Source organism: Shewanella sp. HL-SH5, assembly GCF_051163755.1.
Lineage (GTDB): Bacteria > Pseudomonadota > Gammaproteobacteria > Enterobacterales > Shewanellaceae > Shewanella > Shewanella glacialimarina.
The window spans coordinates 2,058,203-2,079,352 of sequence record NZ_CP195038.1; the positions used below are offsets into that span (position 1 = coordinate 2,058,203).

The following is a 21,150-nucleotide window of genomic DNA, read 5'->3' on the forward strand; positions in this document are numbered from 1 at the left end:
GCAAATATTTCATGCTTTATTGTTTCTCTGTAAAATGATGCTTAGGTGAATATCTGGCCTTGTTGATAATAAGCCCTATTATACACCCGTTACTCTTGATATTATTCTGGTTACTCTTTATACCTGTTTTGAAAGGACAATTAACATGTCACAGCTTTTACACACCATGATCCGTGTGGGTAACTTAGATCGCAGTATTGCTTTTTATACTGATGTAATGGGAATGAAATTACTCAGAAAATCTGAAAATGCGGAGTATAAATATACCCTAGCATTTGTCGGTTTTGGCGAAGAATCTACCGGACAAGCCGTGATTGAATTAACCTATAACTGGGGAGTTAAACAATACGATCTTGGCACAGGCTTTGGCCATTTAGCGATTGGTGAAGAAGACATCTATGCCCGTTGTGAAGCGATTGCTGCTGCTGGAGGCAAAATTACTCGTGCACCTGGACCCGTTGCTGGCGGTAAAACACAAATCGCTTTTGTAGAAGACCCTGATGGTTACAAAATTGAATTAATCCAAAAAAGTGCTGCTACGGCTGCATTAGGTTAATTTCATAAGAAGTACATCACAGAAAAAGCCAGCATCTGCTTAACACCATTCAGTTAAGAGTTTCTTCTCTTAACTGGATAGCGGGTTTTGTTAATTCGAACGGTCCTACTTTTGGGCCGTTTTCGTTTTTTGGGCAAGATAAATTGCTTAACGTTTTCCCTCATTGCTTTGAGCTTTTTAGGGATTGTTCCTGGCGATGCAATTGCGCACCACATCAACTCATCCTGTATATAGCGCATCGCCATTACAAAGCTAATCCGTAATGGTGACACTTCTGCCTCTTTAGCGATTTGGCTTATTTCAACTCGGATCAAGTTGTACGCTATCAGTAATCCCCAAATCTCCTGATAAATGCCTTCAACTGTCTGACTTCTTAATAAAATACTCTCATCAAGTTGATATTGCTTGATTTCTCCATAGCCATTTTCTATCTCCCAGCGTTCGAAATAGACATCTAATATATCTTGAGAGGAGTATTGGCTTCTATTGGTTAATGAACTCAGCACACCTGTAATATGATTGCCCTGGGATTTTTCTTGATAGGTCACTAGTCTTGCATGCCACTTTTCAGGTAGCTCTGGGTTCTTTTTTCTCGCTTGTGGTGATACTGGCATCTCAACTAGATAATCGTTGTCAGCGTATTGCTCGATGACTTCAAAGCGTGTATTACTTTTGAGTGGTGTAAGCCAATGACTATTCTGGTTGGCTCCCCACCAACTTGTCATAAGATCTGCACTAAAGTAACAACTATCAAAAATAGTGAGAGAATTAGCTGGAACTGATTCAATTAGCTCTCGAGCATAACTAATTTCCCCTTTACTACACGGACCAAATTTTACATTTCTTATCATACGACTTCGTAATGACATGAGTGCGCATAAGCGGGCTACTGGGTATACGGACTGCTTCCTATGCTGATTACTGATATAGCCAAAATGCTCTGAATTCTCGGTATTTTCTGCACATCTAAATGTCGTTCCATCAACAGAAAATAACTGAAGACCATGCCATGTATCTTGGCTGTCTTCCCTATGACACCAGTGTTTAGAAGTGATATCAAAAAGGGCTTTAAGGGGAGCGGCTGTCAGTCGCTGTCTGGCTTGCGGGATAGCACTTGGTGCAACGGTTTCTCCCAACTTATCAACTAACGTTAAGTCGAGCTTGGAGACGACTTCAGCGATGGAACGATTTCGGTAGAGGCCAATTCCAACGATGAGCCAAACGACTAATTCTGCTGGAAGTTTTCTGCGCCTAATACTTGCTTTGTTGGTTAGCTCCAAAGCTTGTTCAATCCATTCCAACGGCAATTCTTTTTGAAAGATAGATAGTTCTTCGGGGGCGACAAGTAATTCAGTATCAATAAGCCAGTTAGACAACATAAAAAATGACTCCGTTCAAAAGAAGGAGCCATTTTCGTAGGATCATTTTTGCTGTCAACCGATCAGTTTCTTAACTGATCGGTGTTAAGCATCTGCTGGCTTTTTATATCGATGATGACTTAAAACTTCATTGAGAAGCCAGCATAATACTGACGTCCAATAACATCATACACTTCAGGTACAGTGCCACCATCTGAACCATTTGTTACACTTGACGGTTCTTCGTCAGTTAAATTTTTAACACCTGCAATGACCGTCATACCATTGTTGATATGATATGTACTAGAGATATTGTTGTATAGCACTGAATAAGCTTTAGCTAGCGCAGCGATTGGATTATCATTTTCATCATAATCAGTATAGTGGTCGTCCATTGACCCAATATAGCGATTAAAATACATCACACTCCAATCACCTTGAGACGCTTGAATACTGAAGTTATTACGCACTTTTGCATAGGCGCCAAAATTGCCGTCAATTGTGCCCGTGTATCTTCGTTATCTTGCTCAAAGTTCAGCAAGTAAGTAGTATCGTTACTGATCTTCCAGTCTAAACCTAAGCCTTCAAAGGTATATGCTAAGTTAAAGTCGATACCTGAAGTATCTTGCGAACCCACGTTAGTCAGTGAGCTTATTAAGTTATCAAACTTAGCCGCTCCTGCCGCTGGGTCAATGCCAAAGGTTTCACAAGCAGTACTGTCGTTACCGACTAAACATGCATTAATGCCTGATTGCACATCTAGACGTGTAATCGCATTAGTCACTTTGAAGCTACAGTAATCTAATGTTAAAGATAAACCATCAACCGCACTCTGTGAATACACAACACCAGCGGTTAATGATTCAGATTCTTCAGCTTGCAAATCATCATCAGAAGTATAACGAATCAGAAGTATAACGAACCAGAATTTGCGGGTCCTGCTCATGACCTAACGGATCAGTTAGGTAATCGAATGAACCTGGGTCTCCGCCGTATAATTCGTTGATGCTTGGCGCTCTGAAGCCTGTGGCGGCAACACACGAAACATTAAGTAATCAGTGGCTTCATAGGTTAAACCCACTTTCAAAGTTGTCGCTTTACCAAAAGTTGAATAATTATCATAACGTAGCGCAAATTCACCAGTTAATTTATCGGTAAACAGTGCACTCACCGGTAATGTGAAATAAAGTATTAAATTGATATTGAATAATGAAAAAAATCCAGTCTCTTTCGAATTATCTTTAAGTTTACAGCATAATTATCTAACTTTAGGTGAACTATTATATTCTAAAACTGATTTTAACCATTTTACTATTCATCTTTTAAATGCGCATAGCGCATAATTTCTTGCGGAATTTGATTTAGCGACAATACTTTGCTTGCAGCCCCTAAGGCGATTGCTTCTTTTGGCATGCCAAATACTACACAAGATTTCTCATCTTGAGCCACCGTAGGCGCGCCAGCATCCAGCATATCTTTTAGTCCTCTTGCACCATCATCGCCCATGCCGGTTAGAATAAATCCTACCGCATTCTTGCCAGCACATTTAGCGGTCGATCTAAAAAGTACGTCTACCGAAGGCTTATGACGATTCACTAAAGGGCCATCAATAACTTCCACTATGTACTGTGCGCCATTACGTTTAAGCAACATGTGTTTTCCCCCCGGAGCAATAAGTGCATGGCCAGGTAAAACACGATCATTGTTACGGGCTTCACTTACACGTATATCGCAAATATTATTAAGTCGCTCAGCAAAAGATGCGGTAAACTTTTCAGGCATATGTTGAACAATCACTATGCCAGGACAATTAGATGGTAAAGCTTTTAGAAGGTACTCTAAAGCTTGAGTGCCACCTGTGGATGTACCAATGGCGACCACATGTTCGGTCGTTTTAGACATAGCCGATGCCCCGCAAGGTATTAAGCTTTCTACACTATTTTTTACTCTTACAGAGACCGTAGCCTTAGGCATGCGAATATTGCTCATATTTGCTTTTGCTGCGGCTTTAACTGCGTTTGTAATATCACTCGCGGCATCTTGGATAAAATCTTTTAAACCTATTTTTGGCTTGGTCACTATGCTAACGGCACCAGCAGACAAAGCCTGCATAGTTGTTTCAGCACCTTTGTCTGTTAATGTTGAGCAAATCACAACTGGAGTTGGCCGTTCTGCCATTATTTTTTTAAGGAAAGTGACGCCATCCATCCGCGGCATCTCTATATCTAAAACAATGACATCAGGCCACTGAATTGCCATTCTATTCATGGCAAATAAAGGGTCAGCAACAGCACTAATGACCTCAATGCCAGGGTCTTTATTCAATACACTTTGCAATACCTGTCTGACGATGGCCGAATCATCGACTATCATTACTTTGATTTTTGTCATAGCGCTTCTCTAGTAAGATCGCGTTCACCGTATTTTACCCATACATCACCATTCCATAATTCTAGATAGACTTGTCTGTGAACCGAGCCTCCTAAATCCATGTTTTGAACATTAAATCCGTTAACGGCTAATAATTTTAGTCCCGCATCAATATTTTTTTCAGCAACATTAAGAAAATGATGATTAAAACTGAGTTGTTGAAGCATATTACTGCCACCGAATAGCTTGACATGATAGTCTTGAGGTAAGGTTTTATATTTTTTTATTTCCTTTAAAAACAGTGAAATAGCTCCATCAGCAAAGAAACCGATATCGAGTCTTTTAGAGGTGCCACAGCAAGGCAACATATAGTGGCACATTCCACCTAAATGTTTTTCAGGATGCCATAAGGTGATGGCAACACAGGAGCCCAGCAAGGTATTAATTTTTACCTTTCCTTGGTTAAAGTGAAACTCACCTGGTTGCAAGGTTATGCTCTTAAAGTCAGTGTTTGGCAATACAGTATTCATCGTTTTTGATACACAGAAGGAACAATGACTTTAAGGTTATCCACAACACCATTGAGACTCTCAGAATGGCCAACTATAAAGTATCCATTGGGTTTTAGTTGTCTTAGTAATTGATTAACAACTTGTTGCTTTGTTTTCATATCAAAGTAAATGAGTACGTTGCGAAGAAAGATCACATCAAAACTACCAAGTTGACCAAGGTTATCTTTTAAATTGGCATGTATAAATTGCACTTTTTGCCTCAGCTCAGGACACATGATGAACGTGCCTTGCTGCTGCCCGGTTCCCTTAAGGCAATACTTAGTCAGATAGTTTTTTGGAATATTATCTGCTTTTTCAATAGCATAATGGCCACTTCTGGCTCTATCTAATATTTGAGTACTGATATCTGTACCCAAGATTTCCCAATTTTTACTACCAGCATGTTCTGCCAGTATCATTGCCAGAGTATAAGCTTCCTCACCGGATGAACTTGCTGCGCTCCAGACTCTGTAGTGAACACTATTCCAAGTTGGGATAATGATATCCCTAATAAAGTCGAAGTGTTTGGGCTCGCGAAAGAAAAAAGTCTCATGGGTAGTCAGTAAGTCTATGGCTATTTGATATTCGTTATGAGATTTACTCTGCAGTAACTCAAAATATTGCGTATAACTATTTAATCCAAAATGTTTAACCCTTTTAGCAAGCCGGCTGCTGACGAGAGCTTTTTTATTTTCAGATAAATTAATACCAGCTATTTCATAAATCATTCGTTGAAATAAGCAGAACTCTTTATCACTGAGGTTTAAAATATCCATACTTATCCTCAAAACAGCAGTTCAAAAATATTCCCACACCTGTTAGGTTTTAAAAGCGTAGGAATAAAGCCTTGATTTACAGTGTTTTTTGTTCCGCTCACTGTTTGTTATTAGGCAATTGATCTTGAACTAAGGTGCTTACCATAGTCATTTCTTGGATGGACAGGACCTTATCTACCTGTAAGATAATCACAAACTTACCATTTATCTTACCCATTCCTTGAATAAAATCTGCCCTTATTTGTGCGCCAAAGGCTGGTGCAGGTTCTATATCTTTGTTACTTATTTCAATCACTTCAGAAACAGCATCAACCATTACACCAATAACTTGCATTACATCTTCATTCAGTACTTCGATTATGACAATGCAAGTCCGTTTTACAATATTGCTTTGTTCAGCCCCAAAGCGAGCAGCTAAATCCACTACTGGAACCACAGAACCTCTTAGGTTTATCACACCTTTGATGAAATTTGGCATCATAGGAACAGGTGTAACATTACTGTACTCTAGAATTTCCTTTATATGTAAAATACCAATTGCATACATGGCTTCTTTTAAATTAAAGGTCAAATATTGCCAATCATCTTCAATATTATTATCAATAGAACTGGCCAGCTTACTGGGAAAATTCATTATTACCTCCTAAAAGCGTACAAAGTCATGTTCGCTAGTGGCAGCAGAACGATCTTTGGTCCTGGTTCTTGATTTATCTGCTTGACCTTGATGATTTGTTCTCTTGCTATTCATTTGAGTTGAGCGGGAAATTTCAACCTTAAAGAAGCTAATAACGTCCTGCAGTAATTCAGCTTGACTACTCATTTCCTCAGCGGTGGCGGCAAGCTCTTCAGATGCAGAAGCGCTTTGCTGAGTAATTTGACTGAGCTGTTCCATTGCCGTGTTAATTTGCGCGGCTCCGGAAGATTGTTCTTCAGAAGCGGCGCTGATCTCTTGGACAAGATCCGCTGTTTTCTTGATAGAAGGTACAATCTCATCCAGAAGCTTACCCGCTTTTTCAGCCAACCCGACACTATTTGCCGCCACGCCGCCAATTTCTTGGGCAGCTACTTGGCTGCGCTCAGCGAGTTTGCGAACTTCAGCGGCAACAACGGCAAAACCTTTACCATGCTCACCGGCCCTAGCAGCCTCAATAGCGGCATTAAGCGCTAATAAATTAGTCTGATAGGCTATATCATCGATAATACTGATTTTATCGGCTATTGATTTCATGGCAGTTACTGTTTGCTGTACCGCGATTCCACCTTCGTCAGCTTCTTTAGCCGCCTTAGATGACATACCATCAGTAACCTTGGCATTTTCGGTATTTTGACTGATAGATGCGGACATTTGCTCTATTGAAGCAGAAGTTTCTTCCACACTTGCCGCTTGCTCACTCGCCCCTTGACTCATGCTCTGAGCCGTTGCAGAAACCTGTTCAGAGGCACTAGAGAGATTATCGGCTGATGCGCGAATGCTAGTAATGATTTCTGAAAGCTTGGTTACCATTGTATTAACAGCAAAAAGCATACTTGAGGTGTCATTTGCTTTAACGTCAACTTTAACTTGTAAGTCTCCATTAGCGATTAAACTGACGACCTGAGTAACGTAACTAGGCTCACCACCAAGTTGACGGGTAATGGATTTAGTCACTGCAATCGCGCCTACTATGGCGACAACGAAAGCGAGTAACCCAGCAATCCCCATTGCCCAAATACCATCTTCATAGCTCTGCTGAGAGACTTCGGCTGAGCCTTCTAGCACAGAGCCTTGAAAACTAACCAATTCTGCAGCTGCTGCTAAATAAGCATTAAGAATAGGCATGGCATCATCGATCATCACTTTGATGGCCTCTTCTTTTAACCCCTTGTTAATCAGATCATTGATTTGATTAAACTCTGTTTGAAAATTAACCCTCATCTCTTTAAGTGCTGCCATTTTAGCCTTTCCATCGGGCAATTTAATCATTGCATCAAGTTCGGCGGTTTTTTGGTCTATATCAATCTTATTGCTTTCTAGTCTTTCATGCAGTGATTTTTGATCGCCTGGATCGTCATTTATTAATAATTCTAAACGGCTTTTTGCATTGCTATTCGCCAAATCTATTAAGTCATTGGCCAAAACTGTTTTACGCCAATCATCGGTGACGATCCGATAGGTAATACTATTAACGGTTGACAGCTCTTTTAAGCCAATCCCGATAATGACTAACATTAAGACGATTAGCAGCGCAAAGGTAAGACCAAGACGCATACTTAGTTTCATATTATTAAACATCCATTTATTCCTTTCGTTAAGAAATTCGAAATCAAGCTTGGCTGTAAAGGGCTTTGGCTGATTCAGTTGTTAGTATCTTTTGTACTAAGTTAGGCACGTCAAGGATGAGCGCAACTTCGCCACTGCCCAGAACAGTTGAACCACTTATTCCTTGTATATGACTAAATATGTTACCTAATGGCTTAATAACAGTTTGAAACTCCCCCACCAGTTTATCGACCGCCAAACCTACTTTGTTGCCAAGGTAAGAAATTACGATAACATTTTCTCGTTTAGGTGGACGCCCGCCTAAATTGAACAACCGCCTAAGTCTAATAAAGGGCAATACTTCTCCCCTTAGGTTGATATAACTTTGCTGTGAATTAGGGGAAATGTCCGAGTTAGCTTCATTCAACTCAACACACTCAAGCACCATGTTGAGCGGTATTACAAAGGATGATTTTTCAATTTCGACTAGGAAACCATCAATAATGGCCAGCGTCAGCGGTAGACGAATGCTAAATGTTGCTCCTTGACCAAGAATACTTTGCACTTCCACCGTTCCCCTTAGCGCGGTAATATTGCGTTTTACCACATCCATGCCTACACCACGGCCTGACAAATTAGTTACCGCTTCAGCAGTGGAAAAACCCGGTTCGAAAATCAGATTATTCACTTCCTGAACATCTAGGCTTTCTCCCTCAGGAATTAAACCCTTTTCTTGAGCTTTCTTGAGAATTTTTTCATAATTAAGACCAGCACCATCGTCAGAAACTTCGATGACTATCATGCCTGAATCATGATAAGCATTAAGAGTGAGCCTGCCCTTGGGATCTTTTTGTTTTTGAATACGCACATCTGGTGCTTCAATGCCATGATCCATAGAGTTTCTAATTAAGTGCATTAACGGGTCGCTAATTTTCTCAACAACCGTTTTATCTAATTCAGTTTCAGCTCCGGTTATCACTAGCTCAATATCTTTGCCTAATTCTTTTGCTACATCACGAACCACCCGTTGAAAACGCGTAAATGTGGCACCAATCTGTACCATCCTAAGCTGTAAAGCAGCATCACGTACTTCTTCTACCAAACGAGTTAACATGGAAAAAGATTCAATTAAGATCCGATCACCGGAACTATGTGCGTGCAAACTAGAGCCTGCACCCGCTATTACAAGTTCTCCTACCAAATTTATCAATTGGTCAAGTTTATCTGCATCGACTCTTACCGATTGAATTTCCTTTGTTTTCCCGTCACGTATCTGATTTTGTTTAGCAATTGCTGATTCAAGTACAGGTTGTGGCGTCAAACCGTTATTTACAACAATCGATCCTAGCGGAACATTAATTGACTGATTTTTGAGATCTTTTTGAAGCCCTAAAGCATATTCAAGTTCATTAGGCGTTAATGAGCCTGACTGGACTAAAATATCGCCTAATTGAAAATCTTGCTCAGGCAGTGCCTTTATAAGAGCAATATAATCACTTACACGACTACACGGAGGTAATATATGCACTTGACTATCTTCGCGAATAAATTCAAAGGCACCTTCAATTTCAAGTTTGTCAGCTTGGCTATTAAAGTTAATTTCGTAACCTAAATAACAGGTTTCAGGATCCATCTCGGAGGCAGGAGGTAAGTTGGGAAATAACGTGGTAATTGACTCTATTGCCCCTAGGGTAGCCAGATAACGTAAAATAGCTAAAGGGTCCATACCGAAGCGGAATGAATCTGGATGATAACGTACTGAAATATGCCAATTATCACTTTTAACTTGGGGACTATCCTCCCTTTCAACTGCTTGAGTTGTTGTCAGCTGAGTATTGATAGTTGCCGACTCTTCTGCGCCATCGGTCCCCCCTGCTTAACAACAATAACTAGCGTTTGAAGTAATGCTCTACCATTAAGTTCATCATGCTCTGATAAGGCTGTTTTGTATTCGACATTATCTATAAGTAAGCTTATGTGGTCTTTACAGTCTAACAATAAAGAAGTCAACTCAGAATTAGAGGGAATTTTTCCATCCCGCATTTTATCAAGCAAACTTTCTACGCCATGTGTGAAGTGAACTACAGCATCGAGCGAGAAAATTCCGGCCGAGCCTTTAATTGTATGCGCAGCACGAAAAATACCATTAAGACTTTCACTCTGGTTTTCTTCATGTTCTAAATTAAGTAAAAGAGACTCCATTTCGTCAAGTAACTCTCTACTTTCTGAAATATACAAACCCAATACTTGTTCGAATTCATCCATGACAATATCCTTATTAATTTCTTAATAATTACACTGACAACGTTATTGTCTAGTAATCACCACAGGGTCATTGAACCAACTGATTAATCCCATAATTTCAATAGCTTCTAATGCAGCCGCACTATGGCTTACCAAAGTAAGCTCATGCTGTGTTAAGGTTTGTTGTTGCTTTGCCATTATCAAAAGTTGTAATCCTGCCGCATCGATTTCGGTCACAGCCGCCAGATTTAACTCAAGATTTTGGCCAGTATTTAAGGCGTCAATAAATTGAGCTTTTAAGTCTAGCGCATTGTGAATTGTCATTGGGCCTTCGATATAGGCTCGGACCCCTAAATCTGTTTTTGTGAAAGTCAGCATAGTCGTTAAATCCATTTAATCACTAGGATAAAAAGCAATAATTATATTAACTTAGCTACAGCAGCGAGCATTTGTTGTGGCTGAAAAGGTTTAACAACCCAGGCTCTTGCGCCGGCTGCTTGACCCTCAGATTTTTTGTCTGTCTGAGACTCCGTGGTAAGCATTATGATGGGAGTAAATTTATGTGCGGGGAGTTTTTTAACTTCTTTTACCATGCTAATACCGTCCATGTTTGGCATATTAACATCACTGATGATTAGGTTAATTTGCGCACCAGCAAGTTTTTTTAGTGCATCGACACCATCGCAGGCTTCCACTGTATTATAGCCCGCCCCTTTAAGGGTAATACTGACAACCTGCCTTAAACTTGCAGAATCATCTACTATCATAATTGTTTTAGCCATTAGTTCTTCCCTGTGTTTTTTATAATTTCCGACGTTGTTTAGTTAGTATTTTAAGATTAAAAGAAGGTTATCTCTTCCATGACATCCAATTTTTGCCTACCTGAGTTATGATTCATTCTTTGATCAAGCATGGCATAACCCTTTTCCATATTAGTAAGCCAATGACTGAGATCTTTGTCAGTAAACTCTTTGCCAATTTGCTTATTTTCATGTGCATGAGCCATGGTCACAGTCAGTTCATCAATACTGTTGTTAACTTGTGTCAAAATTTGGCTAGTTCGGTCTTGAAACTGAAGAGACACTAACATTTCAGATATTTCTTGTTGTATTTTTTGCCCTTCTTGTTGCATGGCCTGTTTAGAATCAGCTAACTCTTCAACAGTAATTGTAAAGCTAGCCAGCACTTCTTTAATTGATTTTTCCGCACGTTCCATGATGCCATCATCATCCTTAGTGGCTTTTTCTGCCACCGCAAATGCGCCATTAACTGCACCATTAATGACATTAACTTTTTCGGTCATATTTCTGCCGGTTGCACTGGACAATGACGATAATTTTCTCACTTCATCGGCTACTACGGCAAAGCCTCTGCCCGCTTCACCCGCTCTAGCCGCTTCAATCGCGGCATTCAAAGCCAATAAATTTGTCTGTCCTGCAATAGCATCAACTTCAGTAGCCATCTTTTTTAACTCATCAGTGTAAGTTGTTAACATTCTAACTTCATCCAAGATTGCTGCTCTATCATGTTGTGTTGCTTGCAAGGAGGCCATAACACTATTCAGCGCTTTTTCTGAGAAAGAAAACGTTTTCTCTATCGTGTTATCTTGTTCACTGTTTGAACTTGAATGGGACGGAAAAGCTTGGCTTAAACTTTCAACTAACAAGCTAAAATTGTTGGCTAACTCTGTAGTTGCTGTTTCTGTTTGTTTGCGTGTTGTTTCTATTTGTCGACTCCAGATAGGGAACACTGCTAAGCAGAGTTTATCTGTGTTATTGATTATTTTATTCGTTTCGATTTGAGTATTAACTTTAGATTTAAGTTCAACAAGTTGTGTGTTAATTAAACTTAACGTTTGACGTGTCCAGTGGCCAAACAACAAACCTAACCCAGTAAGAAATAAAGCACTGATGATGGTAACGAGGGACACTGGGGAAAATGATAACAAAAGTATGCTACCAAGAACGCCAAGTACTATTGGGTAGATATGAACCTCTGTACGCATAACACTCCCTGTTACTCTGTCGGTTATATTTTTGACGAAAAAATCTGATGCCTTCCAAGATATCTAATTTGATTAAAATGGCTGCTTTCATTAACTATAAAGCACTAATAAACCAATCATTCAATAAAATTTATATAACGTCTGGAATTAAATATATCAGACATTTTCTTATTTGCAATCAAACACAAAAATAAACTTAATCACCATAAAATGAGTCATACTGAGCTATCTTTAGAGTAATTACTTTGTGCTAAATAGCGCTACATAAATAGAGAACAGGACAATATAAAAAACCTATCCAACTGATTGCATTAGCTTTAGCTATGAAAGTTGATTTCGAATACCTAGATGCAACTACACTCTTTGATTAACTACATTATCTATACTTGATTTTAAAGGAGGTTAAAAATCTAAAATAGGCACATTGTACTTGTATAAATGACATAGCTCATTAGAAATACAGGGGTAATACTTTAGGTTTACTTTATTTAATGGTATCTAGTAATTAATAAGTATTTTTTATTAAGGTTTCAACAGTCAATACCACTTAATTTAAAAATATTCTACCGGCATAACCGATCATTTACTTCAATAAGATAAACAATTGGGATCTGTACTATTATGTCTTATTTTCTCTCTGCACACCGAATAGTATAAAAATTTAGTTACAGAATTTAGATGGCTTAGATGGCTATTTAATAAAAAATTGTGGTTTGAATTACTATCAAAGAACATTAAAGTAACAAATATTAATTAACGATAAAAATCAGAACTAATACATCCAGAAATCTTATAATAAATTTAAGGGCACCGAAGTGCCCTTATATAGTTAGTCGCTAATTCAACTATTCTGGTTTGATTATATTAAAGTGCTGATAAGCCCTTTGAGTCGCAATACGACCTCGAGGTGTGCGCTGGATAAAACCTTGTTGAATGAGAAAGGGCTCTAGGACATCTTCAATGGTATCTCTATCTTCTCCAATTGCGGCTGCAAGGTTATCAAGCCCTACAGGTCCCCCCATAAATTTATCTATAATTGCTAACAACAGCTTTCTATCTAAATAATCAAAACCTTCAAGGTCGACATCAAGCAAATCAAGCGCTTGCTCTGCCACTTCCTTAGTAACAACACCATCATGTTTCACTTCAGCGTAATCTCTTACTCGGCGTAATAGACGGTTTGCAATTCGAGGTGTTCCGCGGGAGCGCCGTGCAATTTCAACCGCGCCTTCAGGGGCAATAGATAAGTTCATCACGTTAGCTGAGCGAGTCACAATCGTGGTTAAATCAGCCACATTATAAAATTCGAGTCGCAATGGAATACCAAAACGGGCTCGCAGTGGCGATGTGAGTGCGCCTGCTCTAGTTGTTGCACCAACCAATGTAAAGGGTGGTAAATCTAATTTAATCGAACGCGCTGCAGGCCCTTCACCAATCATTATATCGAGTTGATAATCTTCTAAGGCTGGATATAAAATTTCTTCAACTACCGGGCTCAGACGATGTATTTCATCAATAAAAAGCACATCGCCCTCTTCTAAATTAGTCAACAAAGCAGCTAAGTCGCCCGCTTTTTCTAAAACAGGCCCAGAGGTTGATTTAATATTAACGCCCATCTCATTAGCAACAATCATTGCCAAAGTGGTTTTGCCTAACCCTGGAGGACCAAATATAAGCATATGATCAAGCGCTTCTTTTCGATTAAGTGCTGCTTGAATAAATACTTTTAGCTGTGCTCGAGTATCATCTTGCCCGGTATACTCATCAAGCATCTTAGGCCGCATAGCCCTGTCGACGACTTCATCGTGAATTTGAATTTCAGGCTGTATTAATCGATCCGCTTCAATCATGGTGTTACTGTCCTTTTACCTTAAAGCATCGACTTGAGTGCCGCTTTTATCAGTACTTCTGATGTCATCCCAAGCTTGAAATTAGCTGAAACAGCTTTGCTGGCTTGAGCTGGCTTATAACCTAATGATATTAAAGCTGAAATAGCATCTTCTTCAGCACTTTCAGCAGCAGGAACTGGGGAATAATTTGATTGCAGCACAAATTCGCGCTCTGATCCTACCGATGCTTCAAGTAAAGATCTTAGCTTATCCCGCATTTCAACAATCAAGCGTTCTGCGGTTTTCTTACCGACACCGGGTAATTTAACTAAAGTGGCAATATCATCCCGCTCAACGCAAGCAACAAACTCACCCGCATTCATACCCGATAAAATGGTGAGTGCCAATTTAGGGCCAACACCATTGGTTTTGATTAACAAACGAAATAACGCGCGTTCTTGTTTAGTAATAAAACCGTATAATAATTGCGCATCTTCACGCACCACAAAATGGGTATACACCATCGCGGGTTGATTAAGTTCAGGTAACTCATAAAAACTGGTTAGCGGTACTTGAAGCTCATAACCTACGCCATTAACATCGATGACGATTTCAGGGGCATGTTTTTCAACTAAAATTCCATTCAAACGACCAATCATTTGTATCTTCCATATGTTCTTGTATTTGCACGGCCGCTTAATGCCACTAAGCTTTGGCTTGTGTGATAATGACATATCGCCACAGCCAGAGCATCTGCCGCATCAGCTTGCGGCGCTGCGGGTAATTTCAATAATTGAGTAATCATATGCTGCACTTGCGTTTTTTGCGCTCTGCCTGTGCCTACCACTGCACTTTTTATTTGTGTTGCACTGTATTCTGCAACGGGTAAGTCTGCACATGTTGCAGCCACAATAGCGGCACCGCGTGCCTGGCCTAGCTTTAGTGCTGAGTCTGCATTTTTCGCCATAAATACACGTTCAATGGCAAATTCATCGGGTTGATATTGTCTAATAATTTCAGATAATCCAGCATAAATCTGCTGTAACCTAAGGGGAAGTTCATCAGATTGTGTACGAATACAACCACTGCCTAAATACTGCTGTTGTCTACCCACACATTTTATTACACCATAACCGGTGATCCGTGAGCCTGGGTCAACACCTAAAATAATTGCCATTAATTGAGTTAGCCTAATTGTTCCATCACATCATTACTTATATCAGCATTATGATACACTTCTTGTACATCATCATGATCTTCTAATGTATCGATTAATCTTAAAAATTGTTCGGCATTTTCAAGGTCAAGTTCGGCTTTGGTTGATGGCACCATAGTGACCTCTGCATTGTTACTGATAAATTTAGCTTTATCTAATGCATCTTTGACTTTGCCAAAAGCATTGGGTGAGGTATGTACATCAATAGATCCATCATCATTGACAATAACATCGTTAGCACCTGATTCTATCGCTGCATCCATCACACTATCTTCGTCTAAGCCTTCTGGATACGAAATAACACCCAGTTTGGTAAATAAGTAAGCAACTGAACCATCTGTGCCCAAATTCCCACCGTTTTTACTAAAAGCATTGCGAACACCTGATACGGTTCGATTTCTATTATCTGTCATGGTTTCGACCATAATGGCACTGCCACCAGGACCATAACCTTCATAGATAATCGTTTCTAGTTGCTGGCCTTCGATTTCACCGGCGCCTCGTTTTACCGCGCGCTCAACAGTGTCACGGGTCATATTATTTGATAAGGCTTTATCAATGGCAGCTCTGAGTCGTGGATTCGCGTCAGGGTCTGATCCTCCTTCACGCGACGCGACGGTCAACTCTCGAATAAACTTAGTAAATAACTTGCCGCGTTTAGCATCTTGTGCCGCTTTACGGTGTTTAATATTGGCCCATTTACTATGTCCTGCCATGAAAACTCCTTTGTATTTATTTGTAACGCTACCGCTTTTAAAATAATCATTTACTGCTTGGTGAAAGCCTGTTGGCCACCAAAAATAGAGTGCCATAAACACAGACCGAGGCATAAGCCTCGGAATGTAGGTAAAACTTAGCTAAACAGTAAATTACTCTGCGTCAGCTTTAGGCTTCTCAATCACTTGAATACCTAATTCGATTAATTGCTGTGGATTAGCAAAACCAGGGGCATTAGTCAACGGACACGCCGCAGTGGTTGTTTTAGGAAACGCCATCACATCACGAATAGAACTTGCACCAGTCATTAGCATAATAATTCGATCTAAACCAAACGCTAAACCTGCATGAGGAGGCGTACCATATCGTAATGCTTCAAGTAAGAAACCAAATTTTTCCTTAGCCTCTTCTTTCTCGATACCTAATAGATCAAACACGGTACTTTGCATTTCAGCATTATGAATACGCACTGAACCGCCGCCTAACTCACAACCGTTTAATACCATATCGTATGCATCGGATACTGTGTTAGCAGGATCAAGCTTTAATTGCTCTGCGTTCACACCGCGTGGCGCGGTAAATGGATGATGCACTGCGTGTAAGCCGCCTTCAACCTTTTCAAACATTGGGAAGTCAACAACCCATAATGGACGCCATTGCCCTTGTAATAAGTTAAAGTCTTCACCCGCTTTTAAGCGAAGTGCACCCAAGGCTTCTGCCACAACATTTGCTTTATCTGCACCGAATAAAATGATGTCACCAGTTTGAGCGCCTGTACGGTCAATGATTTTCTTAACGATGTCTTCATTTAAGAATTTAAGCACGGGTGATTGAATACCGTCCATACCAGCATCTACATCATTTAGCTTCATCCAAGCTAACCCTTTGGCACCATAAATACCGGCGAATTTGGTGTAATCATCGATTTGTTTACGTGATAACGAAGCACCAGTAGGAATGCGAAGCGCTGTAACACGACCTTCTATATCATTTGCTGGACCGTTAAAGACTGCAAACTCAACGTTTTTAACTAAATCGGCAATATCGACTAATTCAAGAGGATTTCGTAAATCTGGCTTATCTGACCCAAAACGGCGCATTGCATCTGCATACGTCATTCTTGGAAAATCACCTAAATCAACATTTAATAAGTCTTGAAATAAACCGCGCATCATTTGCTCAGTTTTTTCCATCACTTGCTCTGATGTCATGAAAGATGTTTCGATATCAATTTGAGTAAATTCAGGTTGACGATCAGCACGTAAATCTTCATCACGGAAACATTTCACGATTTGATAATAACGGTCAAAACCTGACATCATCAATAACTGTTTAAATAGCTGTGGTGACTGTGGTAATGCAAAAAATTGACCTTTATACGTACGACTTGGGACTAAATAATCTCGTGCACCTTCTGGCGTTGCCTTGGTCAATATTGGCGTTTCAATGTCTAAAAAGCCATTGGTGTCGAGAAAGTTACGCACATAACTGGTGACTTTGGCGCGGAATACGATCCGTTCAGCCATTTCAGGACGACGTAAATCAAGATAGCGATATTTTAAACGTTGTTCTTCACTATTATTTTGATAATTATCCATGCTAAGAGGTAATGGCGCAGATGCATTGATAATCGTTAAGCCTTTACCTAAGATTTCAATTTCACCTGTTTTCATTTGCGCATTAACTTGGCTGTCTGGACGAGCACGGACTAAGCCAGTTACTTGGACACAAAATTCACCGCGCAAGGTACTGGCGATATCAAATACGTCTTTTAAGTCAGGATCGTAAACAACTTGAACTAACCCTTCACGATCACGTAAATCTAAGAAAACCACTCCGCCTAAATCACGGCTACGATTAACCCAACCTACTAAGGTAACTTCTTGACCTAAATGAGACTTATTAATGTCTCCACAATAATGGCTACGCATTGAACTCTATCCTTTAAATAAAAGCGATTTTAGCAAAGCAAACGTTCGCATATCAAAAATGATAAAAACGGCATTATATACCCAAACAAACCTAAGATGCTCGTCTCAAGCATAATTTATTAATCCTAATTGAGCCTATATTTCGCGGCGTTAGCTTTTATAAATTAAATAGCTAAAATAGCGGGCTTCATTAAGAATAATCAGGCTATATGCCGTTATCAGAATATAAAAGGCAGTATCAAGGAGAATGAGTTAATTGACCAGAGTAGAAGTGATTATTTGTCATCAACTGAATAAAAAAACGACACTCTATGTCGGCTTGAAAACAATATGTCTCGGTATATTGCAGATTCCAATATAAACGACTGCGATATTAGCCACATACTGGGATGCTCTACTTTAATGATTTGTTCGATATTGATGACCACCCACTCTTTTAGCTTGGTACATCAAAAAATCAGAATGCTTCATTAATTCCTCTGCTGTTACGCCATCATGTGGGTACATTGCAATACCAATACTGGCGGATATTTGAATTGATTTACCTTCAATGTTATCAATTTGAGACAAGCTATTAAGTAACGAACTGGCCAGTTTTTTTGCATCATCAACTTTTTCTAATTGATTGATTAAAATAATAAATTCATCCCCACCGAAACGAGCAACAGAGTCAGTATCTTTGACAAGCGATTTAAATACCTCAGCAACTTGTGCTAAGAGAAGATCACCTATGGCATGGCCATGAACATCGTTAACAATTTTGAAGCCATCCAAATCAATAAACAATATTGCAAACTTTGAGTGAGTTTTTTGATGGGTCTCAATTGCGATAATTATCAGTTTATCGATTAATGTACGATTAGCTAATCCCGTCACACTGTCATGATTTGCCAAAAACACTAATTTCTCTTCGGCATGTTCGCGACGGTGAATCTCTAATTTTAATCGACGATTGACCACTAAAACCATTACAGTTATCGCACTTACTACCAAAAGCCCGATAATAAGAGAATTCATCCAACGCTGGTAAAACAGATCGTCGGTATTTAATTTAACATCGTTCCACTTTTGATAAAGTTGTTGTTGAGCTGCTTTATCAATTGTACCAATCACCCGATTAATAAGTGGCACCAGCTCCTCAAGGCCCGAAAATATACCAATCCTACTCTGTTGATCGGCTAAATCCGCAAGTAGAGACAGTTTTAAACTAGGGTAATCGCCATTTTTAAGTGAATCAGCCAATGAGGTTACTTTTTCAACAAACATGTCCGCAGTCCCACTCACCACAGCATTTAGGCCTGCACGTGTATCAGGGACTAATACTAATTTCAACTTGGGGAGTTGTTGATTTAATTGATCAATTAACTGATAGCCTTCGACAACAGCAATCGTTTTATTGTCTAATTGATTGATATTAAAAATTGGCGGTTGAGTTAAATCACTGGCCACAGCCCAAGGTGAAGGCCAATAGGGATCACTAAATAAAATGGTATTATCACGCTCACTGTTAGAGGCCAAACTGGCCACTAATTGAATCTCACCACTGCGCAGTTGCTGCATCATTTTATCAAAGGTTTCAAATGCAACAGGGATAACTGACACACCCAAGTGATTAACAAATAAAGACTTAATATCAGAGTTAACCCCTAAAAACTCGCCATTTTTACCTTGAAACTCCATCGGACGCCAATCTTTGACGTAACCCATTTTGATCGCGCCCAGACTCGATAAGTATGTTTTATCTTGACTGGATAAGACAATGTTTTGATGCTGCCCTGAAAAATATCGATCATCAGGATTAATAAGCCATTTTCGTTCTATTTGCAGGCGTTCTTCGGGAGAAATTAATTCAAATCCAGCGCGGATTCTCTCCTCTAAGCCACTGTCTTCCGGGCGGATCAAGCTATAAATATCAGTTGAGAACTCAATATTAATATATTGAGTAAAATCAGCCCAAAGCTTGCTGCCGAGTAAATAATGAGACGTGGTGGCAGAAGAGGCTATAAAACCAATAATGTCACCTTTAAGCGCAGCGTCAACCATCAACTCTGTCGATTCATAAAAACGTAATTGTGCATTTGGGTATAAATTGTGGATTTCAGAAATATAAGGCGCGGTAGGAAACACGCCGATTCGAATATTTTTAAGTGTATTTAAATCAGCTATGTTCTTTTTTAAACTGAAAAAACGGCTCTTCACTGACGTGATATGCCAAGCTTGTTTGAGACCAGTGTTCATTTCATTGCTTTCAGGATACCCAATATGAACATCAGCAAAACCACGCTTAATATCTGCAATAGAGCTGTTCATATCGCCAACAACAAAATCAATACTAATGCCACTTTTGCTTGACCAGAGCTTCCATAAATCAACAAATAACCCGTGGGGTAATCCGTCATTACCGATATCAACAAAGGGTTCTACATTGCTTTGCATGGCAATAAGTAGTCCGGCATTTTGTCGATTGTAACCTAACCAACGCCGCTCAATTCGTTTAATCTGTTCAACATCAACTTTTTCAAATCCTTGATTAATTTTAGCTAATAATGGGATATTACCTTTTTTAACTGCTGCAACGAGATCAACCTTCGCTATCGGGATCCTTGAAGAACTATAATAGTCATTAGCAATATTTTGCTCCAATGCCATATCACGTTGATAGCCTTCAATTCCAGCAAAGACCAACACCTCGCCATTCATAGCTCCAACAAGTAATGCATCTCTACTACTATATTTGCGGAAATTAAAGTTGGGATTAACGGCTAGAAGTGTTTGTTCATGGGATGAACCGTCAACAATTCCTATTTGATAAGGTATTAAATCAGTTAACTGATGCTTTTTGCCAATCGATTTATGAATAAATAAATAGGTTTGCAACGATGTAATTGGATTGGAGAAATCAAACAAGGTTTGCCTAAAAGCATTAGGTGCCATGCCGATATGTATATCGGCATCATCCGACTGTAGCTGGTCCAAAGATTGTTGCCAATTTTGTATGAGGAATTCAACTTTAGTATCTGTAACAAGTGCCCACTCACGCCAAAGATCAACTAATATACCTGCAGCATGCTGATTTTCGTCTATGTATTGAAATGGATAAGTATCCTCTCCCATAACAATTTTCAATGTCCCCCCTGCAAGAGCGGTATCTTGTGAGCTTGCAAAAACTATATTGGCAGTACTGATTACCAAACAAAAGAGTAATCCGACGATTAATTTCAAGTGTCATCCCTATCTACTAGATATACTAATCACTATTAACGGTTTTAAAGCAATGCTTGTTGAAGATATTCCACTAATAGTTAACAAAAATTGAACAATCCTAAGAACGTAATTTACCGCAGATTGCTTCACAATT

At 39.5% G+C, this 21,150-nt stretch carries 19 protein-coding genes and 1 pseudogene; 1 reads left to right on the forward strand and 19 read right to left on the reverse strand.

Going from position 1 to position 21,150, the window contains the following annotated elements; genetic code table 11:
• Positions 1–145: 145 nt before the first annotated feature.
• Positions 146–556, forward strand: coding sequence for a lactoylglutathione lyase (gene gloA, locus ACRWQM_RS08995; protein WP_434931921.1), 411 nt, complete (start codon positions 146–148; stop codon positions 554–556).
• 53 nt (positions 557–609) lie between these two features.
• On the opposite strand, the gene ACRWQM_RS09000 is transcribed toward gloA, so the two are convergent.
• From ACRWQM_RS09000 to ACRWQM_RS09090, 19 genes and pseudogenes are all read right to left on the reverse strand, one after another.
• Positions 610–1,935: an IS4 family transposase gene (locus tag ACRWQM_RS09000; protein ID WP_434931922.1), complete on the reverse strand. Its 1,326-nt coding sequence runs from the start codon at positions 1,933–1,935 to the stop codon at positions 610–612.
• Positions 1,936–2,054: 119 nt separating this feature from the next.
• Positions 2,055–2,339, reverse strand: a complete 285-nt coding sequence (locus ACRWQM_RS09005) for a hypothetical protein (protein ID WP_434931923.1) — start codon at positions 2,337–2,339, stop codon at positions 2,055–2,057.
• Positions 2,336–3,115, reverse strand: a pseudogene (locus ACRWQM_RS09010) (TonB-dependent receptor domain-containing protein). Before ACRWQM_RS09010 ends, ACRWQM_RS09005 begins: the two are co-directional and overlap by 4 nt.
• A 110-nt stretch (positions 3,116–3,225) precedes the next feature.
• Entirely contained in the window at positions 3,226–4,305 is a 1,080-nt protein-coding gene (locus ACRWQM_RS09015) for a protein-glutamate methylesterase/protein-glutamine glutaminase (RefSeq protein ID WP_434931924.1), read from the reverse strand.
• Positions 4,302–4,772 (reverse strand): hypothetical protein, encoded by a 471-nt coding sequence (locus ACRWQM_RS09020; protein WP_434931925.1) that lies wholly within the window; start codon positions 4,770–4,772, stop codon positions 4,302–4,304. Before ACRWQM_RS09020 ends, ACRWQM_RS09015 begins: the two co-directional genes overlap by 4 nt.
• 38 nt (positions 4,773–4,810) lie before the next feature.
• Complete coding sequence (locus tag ACRWQM_RS09025; protein WP_434931926.1) at positions 4,811–5,611, reverse strand: CheR family methyltransferase; 801 nt, start codon at positions 5,609–5,611, stop codon at positions 4,811–4,813.
• A gap of 97 nt (positions 5,612–5,708) precedes the next feature.
• Positions 5,709–6,245 (reverse strand): chemotaxis protein CheW, encoded by a 537-nt coding sequence (locus ACRWQM_RS09030; protein WP_434931927.1) that lies wholly within the window; start codon positions 6,243–6,245, stop codon positions 5,709–5,711.
• A 9-nt stretch (positions 6,246–6,254) separates the two neighbouring features.
• Positions 6,255–7,871: a methyl-accepting chemotaxis protein gene (locus ACRWQM_RS09035; protein ID WP_434931928.1), complete on the reverse strand. Its 1,617-nt coding sequence runs from the start codon at positions 7,869–7,871 to the stop codon at positions 6,255–6,257.
• A 43-nt stretch (positions 7,872–7,914) separates the two neighbouring features.
• Positions 7,915–9,576, reverse strand: a complete 1,662-nt coding sequence (locus ACRWQM_RS09040) for a chemotaxis protein CheW (RefSeq protein ID WP_434931929.1) — start codon at positions 9,574–9,576, stop codon at positions 7,915–7,917.
• A gap of 98 nt (positions 9,577–9,674) precedes the next feature.
• Entirely contained in the window at positions 9,675–10,115 is a 441-nt protein-coding gene (locus ACRWQM_RS09045; protein ID WP_434931930.1) for an Hpt domain-containing protein, read from the reverse strand.
• A gap of 42 nt (positions 10,116–10,157) precedes the next feature.
• Entirely contained in the window at positions 10,158–10,472 is a 315-nt protein-coding gene (locus ACRWQM_RS09050) for an STAS domain-containing protein (protein WP_434931931.1), read from the reverse strand.
• Between the two features lie 41 nt (positions 10,473–10,513).
• Positions 10,514–10,876, reverse strand: coding sequence for a response regulator (locus ACRWQM_RS09055; RefSeq protein WP_434931932.1), 363 nt, complete (start codon positions 10,874–10,876; stop codon positions 10,514–10,516).
• A gap of 56 nt (positions 10,877–10,932) precedes the next feature.
• Positions 10,933–12,099, reverse strand: a complete 1,167-nt coding sequence (locus ACRWQM_RS09060) for a methyl-accepting chemotaxis protein (RefSeq protein WP_434931933.1) — start codon at positions 12,097–12,099, stop codon at positions 10,933–10,935.
• Positions 12,100–12,944: 845 nt separating this feature from the next.
• On the reverse strand, positions 12,945–13,949 hold the full coding sequence (gene ruvB, locus ACRWQM_RS09065) for a Holliday junction branch migration DNA helicase RuvB (RefSeq protein WP_434926093.1): 1,005 nt from the start codon (positions 13,947–13,949) through the stop codon (positions 12,945–12,947).
• A 20-nt stretch (positions 13,950–13,969) separates the two neighbouring features.
• A complete protein-coding gene (ruvA, locus tag ACRWQM_RS09070) occupies positions 13,970–14,587 on the reverse strand; it encodes a Holliday junction branch migration protein RuvA (protein ID WP_434926092.1) in 618 nt (205 codons plus the stop codon).
• Complete coding sequence (gene ruvC, locus ACRWQM_RS09075) at positions 14,584–15,105, reverse strand: crossover junction endodeoxyribonuclease RuvC (protein WP_434931934.1); 522 nt, start codon at positions 15,103–15,105, stop codon at positions 14,584–14,586. The genes ruvA and ruvC overlap by 4 nt, the downstream gene beginning before the upstream one ends.
• Positions 15,106–15,113: 8 nt before the next feature.
• Positions 15,114–15,860 (reverse strand): YebC/PmpR family DNA-binding transcriptional regulator, encoded by a 747-nt coding sequence (locus ACRWQM_RS09080; RefSeq protein WP_434931935.1) that lies wholly within the window; start codon positions 15,858–15,860, stop codon positions 15,114–15,116.
• Positions 15,861–16,013: 153 nt separating this feature from the next.
• Complete coding sequence (gene aspS / locus ACRWQM_RS09085) at positions 16,014–17,792, reverse strand: aspartate--tRNA ligase (RefSeq protein ID WP_434931936.1); 1,779 nt, start codon at positions 17,790–17,792, stop codon at positions 16,014–16,016.
• A gap of 399 nt (positions 17,793–18,191) precedes the next feature.
• A complete protein-coding gene (locus tag ACRWQM_RS09090) occupies positions 18,192–21,014 on the reverse strand; it encodes a transporter substrate-binding domain-containing protein (protein ID WP_434931937.1) in 2,823 nt (940 codons plus the stop codon).
• Between the last annotated feature and the right edge of the window lie 136 nt (positions 21,015–21,150).

What these genes read in the sequence shown, in the direction of transcription:
- ACRWQM_RS09035 (WP_434931928.1), bottom strand. Translation starts at nt 7,871, where the DNA reads ATGAAACTAAGTATGCGTCTTGGTCTTACCTTTGCGCTGCTAATCGTC.
- ACRWQM_RS09045 (WP_434931930.1), bottom strand. Translation starts at nt 10,115, where the DNA reads ATGGATGAATTCGAACAAGTATTGGGTTTGTATATTTCAGAAAGTAGA.
- ruvC (WP_434931934.1), bottom strand. Translation starts at nt 15,105, where the DNA reads ATGGCAATTATTTTAGGTGTTGACCCAGGCTCACGGATCACCGGTTAT.
- ACRWQM_RS09025 (WP_434931926.1), bottom strand. Translation starts at nt 5,611, where the DNA reads ATGGATATTTTAAACCTCAGTGATAAAGAGTTCTGCTTATTTCAACGA.
- ACRWQM_RS09030 (WP_434931927.1), bottom strand. Translation starts at nt 6,245, where the DNA reads ATGAATTTTCCCAGTAAGCTGGCCAGTTCTATTGATAATAATATTGAA.
- gloA (WP_434931921.1), top strand. Translation starts at nt 146, where the DNA reads ATGTCACAGCTTTTACACACCATGATCCGTGTGGGTAACTTAGATCGC.
- ACRWQM_RS09060 (WP_434931933.1), bottom strand. Translation starts at nt 12,099, where the DNA reads ATGCGTACAGAGGTTCATATCTACCCAATAGTACTTGGCGTTCTTGGT.
- ruvA (WP_434926092.1), bottom strand. Translation starts at nt 14,587, where the DNA reads ATGATTGGTCGTTTGAATGGAATTTTAGTTGAAAAACATGCCCCTGAA.
- ACRWQM_RS09080 (WP_434931935.1), bottom strand. Translation starts at nt 15,860, where the DNA reads ATGGCAGGACATAGTAAATGGGCCAATATTAAACACCGTAAAGCGGCA.
- ACRWQM_RS09055 (WP_434931932.1), bottom strand. Translation starts at nt 10,876, where the DNA reads ATGGCTAAAACAATTATGATAGTAGATGATTCTGCAAGTTTAAGGCAG.
- ACRWQM_RS09015 (WP_434931924.1), bottom strand. Translation starts at nt 4,305, where the DNA reads ATGACAAAAATCAAAGTAATGATAGTCGATGATTCGGCCATCGTCAGA.
- ruvB (WP_434926093.1), bottom strand. Translation starts at nt 13,949, where the DNA reads ATGATTGAAGCGGATCGATTAATACAGCCTGAAATTCAAATTCACGAT.
- ACRWQM_RS09040 (WP_434931929.1), bottom strand. Translation starts at nt 9,576, where the DNA reads ATGGACCCTTTAGCTATTTTACGTTATCTGGCTACCCTAGGGGCAATA.
- ACRWQM_RS09050 (WP_434931931.1), bottom strand. Translation starts at nt 10,472, where the DNA reads ATGCTGACTTTCACAAAAACAGATTTAGGGGTCCGAGCCTATATCGAA.
- aspS (WP_434931936.1), bottom strand. Translation starts at nt 17,792, where the DNA reads ATGCGTAGCCATTATTGTGGAGACATTAATAAGTCTCATTTAGGTCAA.
- ACRWQM_RS09000 (WP_434931922.1), bottom strand. Translation starts at nt 1,935, where the DNA reads ATGTTGTCTAACTGGCTTATTGATACTGAATTACTTGTCGCCCCCGAA.